Origin of the sequence: Undibacterium sp. JH2W, assembly GCF_049340425.1 — a bacterium.
Taxonomy (GTDB): Bacteria; Pseudomonadota; Gammaproteobacteria; order Burkholderiales; family Burkholderiaceae_D; genus Undibacterium.
Genome location: NZ_JBMPOT010000033.1, coordinates 22,695 through 28,978 on the forward strand (window position 1 = coordinate 22,695; position 6,284 = coordinate 28,978).

3 protein-coding genes and 2 pseudogenes are annotated in these 6,284 nt (G+C 50.3%); 1 reads left to right on the forward strand and 4 read right to left on the reverse strand.

All coding sequences use genetic code 11. From position 1 onward, the window contains the following. Positions 1-189: 189 nt before the first annotated feature. A pseudogene (locus ACO0LC_RS28170) lies at positions 190-419 on the forward strand (IS66 family transposase); the annotation flags it as partial. A gap of 81 nt (positions 420-500) precedes the next feature. On the opposite strand, the gene ACO0LC_RS28175 reads toward ACO0LC_RS28170, so the two are convergent. From ACO0LC_RS28175 to ACO0LC_RS28190, 4 genes and pseudogenes are all read right to left on the reverse strand, one after another. Further along, entirely contained in the window at positions 501-791 is a 291-nt protein-coding gene (locus tag ACO0LC_RS28175; protein WP_423009406.1) for a group II intron maturase-specific domain-containing protein, read from the reverse strand. Next, on the reverse strand, positions 692-1,858 hold the full coding sequence (gene ltrA / locus ACO0LC_RS28180; RefSeq protein WP_423009408.1) for a group II intron reverse transcriptase/maturase: 1,167 nt from the start codon (positions 1,856-1,858) through the stop codon (positions 692-694). Before ltrA ends, ACO0LC_RS28175 begins: the two co-directional genes overlap by 100 nt. A gap of 507 nt (positions 1,859-2,365) precedes the next feature. Next, on the reverse strand, positions 2,366-2,692 hold the full coding sequence (locus ACO0LC_RS28185) for a hypothetical protein (RefSeq protein WP_423009410.1): 327 nt from the start codon (positions 2,690-2,692) through the stop codon (positions 2,366-2,368). Positions 2,693-2,694: 2 nt separating this feature from the next. Beyond that, positions 2,695-6,284: pseudogene (locus tag ACO0LC_RS28190) on the reverse strand (hypothetical protein); the annotation flags it as partial.

Genomic DNA, 6,284 nt, shown 5'->3' on the forward strand with positions numbered 1-6,284 from the left:
GAAACCCGCTGATAAATCACGTCTCAGTAAATAATGTTCGGCATTGTACATGAGGATTTTACATTTCCTGACACATTCATTTGCATTTCTATAAAATTCTTTGAAATTTTTTCTTAAAAGCAAGAAATATTTACTTAAAAATTTCTATTTAATTAATATTTCCAAGAAAAGTTTCTAATTTGCAACGTGCTGATTGAGCTGCATGCTTGGCTGCAAACGATGCAGCAAGCTGTCGTACCAGGCAGCGGCACGGGCAAGGCCATTGAGCGCGCACTCAAGCGCTGGCCGGCGCTGGTGCGCTGTATCATTCAGGCACGCTGCCGATCGATAACAACGCGGTCGAAAACGCGATACGACCAATTGCCATTGGTAAGAGGAACTGGCTGTCCGCAGATTCAGAACGCGCAGAACGACGTGCTGAACTTCCCTCGGTATAACGCCGGGTGCGCGGCGGAACCTCCCCGCCACGCCCCCTCAGAACCGGACTTGATAGTCTCCCATCATCCGGCTCGTCCCGAAACATGATCATTCGTTTGACCCGCACATCGGGCAGCCCATGCCCAGTGTGCGAAGAAGTGTGGGCAACGCTGACGAAACGCTGTCAATCGTAGCCAGCCGCGTCGCAGTGTTCCGCTTTGTCCTCGCTTATGCTTGGTGGCAAACCACTTCGCAAGGCGTAAATCAAAGTGCCTCAGAACGCTACTTGCACATGAACGCCGAATGGCTCCGTAATACTCGATCCAGCCCCGCAAGGCAGGTTCCAATAGCCGCGTATTTGCTGCACCGTCCAATTCGTGTGCTGCCGAAAGCCCCAATGCCTCAATTCCTCCCTGATGCGCTGCGCCGCTTTCGGACTCATCGCCGGACGAAAGCCCGTTTCGATGCGACCATCAGCACGTTTGACGCGGCGTGGTTTGAAACGAAACCCCAGAAAGTCAAAATAGCCCGCGACTCCCTCGTGGGATTCCTGACGCCGTGTATCACGTCCGTACACCAATTTGGTCTTTTCCGGATGCAGTAGCAGGCCGCACGCTTGCATGCGCCGATTCAGTGCTTGCAGGAACCGCTCAGCTTGCGCCCTTGTCGCACAGTGGCATACGATGTCGTCTGCATAACGCTCAAACTGGATGTTGCGAGCACTGCGGACCATCCACATGTCGAACGCGTAATGCAGAAACAAGTTGGACAGCAGTGGACTGATGACGCCTCCTTGCGGAGTTCCTTTCGCGCGTTCCTGTAACCTGCCATCTGGCATTTGGACCGGCGCTTTCAGCCAGCGTTCAATGTACAAGCTCAGCCAGCGATCCGGCACATGGTTCCGTACCGCCCGCATCATGAGGTCGTGATCGATGCTGTCGAAGAACGCTTTGATGTCTACGTCCACGACCCAGGCCTGTTCCAAGCACCGTAGTCGCGCCAACGTAATCGCTTGATGGGCAGATTTCCCTGGCCGATAGCCAAAGGAGTTGTTGTGGAACAGGGGCTCAAGGTGCGGTTCTAGTCTGCGTTTAACTACCATCTGCGCTACTCGATCCGCCACTGTCGGTATTCCCAGCGATCGCATCCCTCCTGTTGCTTTCGGTATTTCAACCCGCCTGACCGCTGACGGCATGTAGCTGCCTGATGACATCCGGTTCCAGATTTTGTACAAATTTCCTTTCAGATCTTGTTCAAATTCGTTCAGCGATTGTCTATCTACCCCCGCCGCACCTTTCTTGGCTTTCACCTGCTGGTAGGCTTCCCACACTTCCCATTTGTCAATTCCAAATGATTTGGCTCGTCGCGCCAACTCCTCCCGCTCGCGCAGTTGGTTGGCACCGCTGGCCGTTTCAGGGGACCTCCTTCGCTCCACCGGCATTACTCGGCTTCCTCACTACTATGAAGTCCTCCGACCCTGTGCCTCGCTTCGGTACTCAGGCGCTCGCGGTGCTGCCGCTTGTCGGCGCTCCCTTTGCATCGAGACGACAGGTTCCTGTGTTCCATAGAAAAGCCTGTCATAACGTCACGCCGTTTATATGCCGCAGGCCGACGAGCCAGTAACCAGATTCCCGCTCGTCTTGTCCCAAAGAGGTTCAGCATCCCTTGGTTTCGACCTGAATTCATCATGTTTCGGCACCTCATCAACGGTTCACTTTCGTTCGTCTCGTTAAGACCTACCCTGCCTGCAGCCTATTGCCTGCAAGCCCTTGACGTTCACCACCAACGCTCTTAACGCCAGCAGCTCAAGGTGGTTTGCAACCTCCGTCTGGACAGCGGTTGCGGGAGACCTACTCCCATCTCTTCTACAGCAAGCAGCAACAGCGCATTACTCCCACTGTGGCTGCGTTCACAGCACAATGAACAATGAACGGGGCAACATAAGCAATTAAATCGGGTTATCCTTTAAATAATTATTAAGATCATTATTCACAATCCCCGGGCATCCATCAGTTAACCATTTCTCAAAGTAATCGGGACATGCTGAATAAAATTGTGTTCCGTCTTGGACCTTTTTTATATTAAATCCATATTTAAGAACGAAAGTAACGTGTTCTATCGCCATCCAATATGTATTGACCTCCTCTTTTGATGAGGGGAGGTTTTCTGATGACTCGGAAGAATATTTTGACTCGCCATTCATTAATGACAATAAATCTTGGGCACGACCGTTTTCTAATAATTTCCGAATAATTTTGATATCTATTTTTGACATAATTATTTCTCAATAACATAAAGTACGCTAGGCCTTGGATGTTTACCAGGGTCTACAGTGTGTAAGTATTGTTCATATCCTAAGTCCCTTAACGCGCGACCCAATGGAGTATTAGCAGCAGCCTCTTTAGGAGTCATTTCAGCTTTAAGAGAGTCCATGAACACTCGTCCATTCTTATCATCAAATTCAGCACCTATTGAGCGAATCTTCTCGGGCCCAATTTTCTCAATTACTCTCGATATCATTTCTCGACCAATGTGCCTACCTGGCTGGGCTGCCATACTGTCAATAAATAAATGCCCAGTTTTACTATCAAATGTTGTATTGATATACGATTGCTCCCCTAATCGTTCCTTTATTGACCCGTCATCATATATCCTTTGTCTAGTAACGAAATCAACAGTGCTTTTACTGCCTCCTTTATATTTATCTTTACCCTCCTCAAAAAACAACCCCGATCTTGATGCTGGTTGAAATCTGCCGTTATTTGTAGCAATTACTTTAGGCGCATATGCACCTCGTCCGTTTAACCGCGTAATGTCATTGAACTCTGACGCATTATTTGCTCCCGGTGCTTTAAATGGATCTATATACCCACGCAAATTCATTGGATTATTTTGCGACGGACTTGCTACATTGCTTTGACCTAGCGGCACATACTTCTGGCTCGAAGGCTCATACAGCGGCCTTTGAGGCGCTTGTGGCGTGTTTTTATTCGGCGCAAATGGGTATCCTGTCCCGGCACTACGCGCGACTTCAAATCCATCTCCTCCACGTCCCCAAGCTCTAGCAGTTTCTTCGTCAGCACCTACCCAATGTTTGGATATTCCGTAAATAATACCGCCAATTGTTGACCTAGAATAGGGATCGAGATTGTGCCTCATAGTTTCCGCAGGCGAATAACGCACGACTCCATCCCAAGCTTCTGCTTTTGGTCCTTGTTTTGCTTTTGCAAAAGCAACCCTTTGATTCTCTACTTCCCATTTCATATATGGCGTAAAGTCTTCTGGCGGCTTTGCCAAAGGCAGTGATTTCGACGCGAAATCCTTTACCTTATGCAAGTCTTCTTTATTCAAACCGTAGGCATTTTCAGGCGTGCTTTGTATACTGAAATGAGGGTCTGTCTGTTTTCCCATCTCTTTATTATCTGTATCTTCAGGCTTAAATGGCCATGCGGGTACCTGCAAAGGTGTTGGCACAGGATAATGCTTAACCAAGTTCTCAGATTCTTTCTTAGCCATTGCATCGTAATCAGGCACAACAATACCGTCACGTTTTACTTTTCCGGGAATACCGATATCGCCATTTGGGTTATCTCCCTTGCCAGATGCTCCTGAACGACCTCCATCACCATTGCCATCACCAGGCTGCGGGTATTTGACCGGGTCTTTTACTTTACCAGCAGTGCCATTACCCACTTCTTCCCTTTGTTCTTTTCCAGGAGAATTGAGTTTTCCATTTTGCTGGCCATCAGGAGAACCTTCCGGAGATTTGCCTATCATTGAACCATCAGGTACTGGCTGGTCAGGCAAAACCGCTTGAGATTTCGTTCCAGTCACACCGGTCGGATTGTCGTCATAGAAACGTGAATATAGTGTCTTACCATCCAACTGATAACTATGGAACCAACTACCGTCAGTATATTCAACCAGCGCATAATTACTTGCCCCTTGAATCTTGAATCTGCTTGGGACTTCGACGTCTTTGTCGATGACCTGGAGTTTTTGGGTGTCTACCCCTGTTTCCAGAAGATTCTGATTCAATTCATTGCGCCCAATAATCCGGTATGCCGCAGCTTGCGGATCTTTCTGTTTGCCATCGCCTGTTGCATTAGCTAAATTCGATGCACGGCCAGGGACATAGACGCCTTGCAGGTCATCACCATTGCCATCAGCTGGCGGAAAGGCAAAGACTGCACTTCGGGCAAAGTGGGCGTCCTTAAGCTCTTTTGGAAGATAGCCTGAGTACACTTTATAGTCACGCCCCCCTCCATCTCCAGCATCTGATACTGGGCTGGTGATATTGAGAACACCTCCACCATCTACATTGATACCAGACAGTGAATTCAAGACGCTGTTCACGCCAGGCCCACTATAGGTACTCACGTCAGGACCAACATAGTTGGATGCACTGTTACTAAAGCTAACGCTACCGCCACCAGCCACACCGATGTCAGGCAAAGAACTCAACACGCTACTTGCACTCGGCCCTGTATAAGAACTGATATCAGATCCCAAGGTGACAGACCCACCACCAGCACTGGCGCTAGTACCTGCACTTGCTGTTGACGTACCTGCCCCCTGGCTAGTCGTGCTACCAGCACCTGCTGCTGCACTAGCCCCTCCGCCACCAGTATCTCCACCGGTACTGCTGCCTGCACTACTGCTGCCGCCAGCTCCACCGCCCGAGCTCGAACCACCACCTGATCCACTGGAACCTTCACTGCCGCTACTACCTGTGCGGCCTCCACCACCACCGCCACCACCTCGCATCATCTGGTAGTTCTCACCATAGGTGTGCATAGGATCATAATCCGCTTCACCCATGATATTGGCAAAGTCGTTATTGGCTGACGAAGCCAGGTTTTTGTTATCTGTGGACTGGACATTGGAACGCGTGGCGGCACCGCCACTATTGGTGCGTGCCCATCCACTGCCCATACCACCTACAAATGTGGTTTCCGGTGACCAGAGTTCATTGAGCCTGATGACGTTTTTACCTTGCTCGCTTTGACGCTTGGCATATTGCTCAGCACCCCATGCCGTTTCCTTGATGGCGTCAACAGCAGCATTGCCCAGGCCTGCACTGATGCCGCTGAGTGCTGCGGCTGTCCAGTCTACTTTGCCGTTTTGTACCAGGCTGGTGGCAACATTGGTGGCCATGTTGGTGACAGCTGTGCGTATGAATGCTGTACCCCATCCTTCTGTGAGCGATCCTGCTTTGAGGGTGACATCAGGCAGGGCTTTGGTGGTGCGTAAATCCAGATCATTGCCACTGCTGGCTTTGCTTGCACCATCACTATTGATTTGCAGGTTGCTCATCCAGTCATTGACCTGGTAGCTGACTGCACCTCCAACACCGGCTGCGGCGACTTGTTTCCAGTCAAATTTATCTTGCAACCCGGTGGCGATGAATACGCCCTGGCTAATGGCATTGTTGACTGCGCCATTGACAGCCGCAGCTGCAAGGCCACCGCCTTCGATGATTTCAACATGAGGTAAGAATTCTGAGACGACTGCCATACCTAATGACTTGGCATCAAAGCCATGCTGGATGCCTGCGACATTTCTGATGAGTTGTCCTGCCAGGTTGCCAGCAATGGGTCCAAAGTAGGCAGTGACCACGAGGCTAACGACGACGGAAACAACTTGGGCGATCTGCTGACAGGTGCTCAGCCCAGGTGCCGCCAGATTAGGCATCTTACTGCCCTCAATCTCACTGGCGTTATAAACCTTGAAGCGCTGGCTATCAATCCTCCCCGTCTGCGCGGTATTCGGAATGGTAATGACATTGCCTTCAGTGAGGCTGCTCTCGGCGGTGAGGCCATTGGCGTCGGCAATCAGGTACCACAGGCTGGAGGTGCCGTAGACGG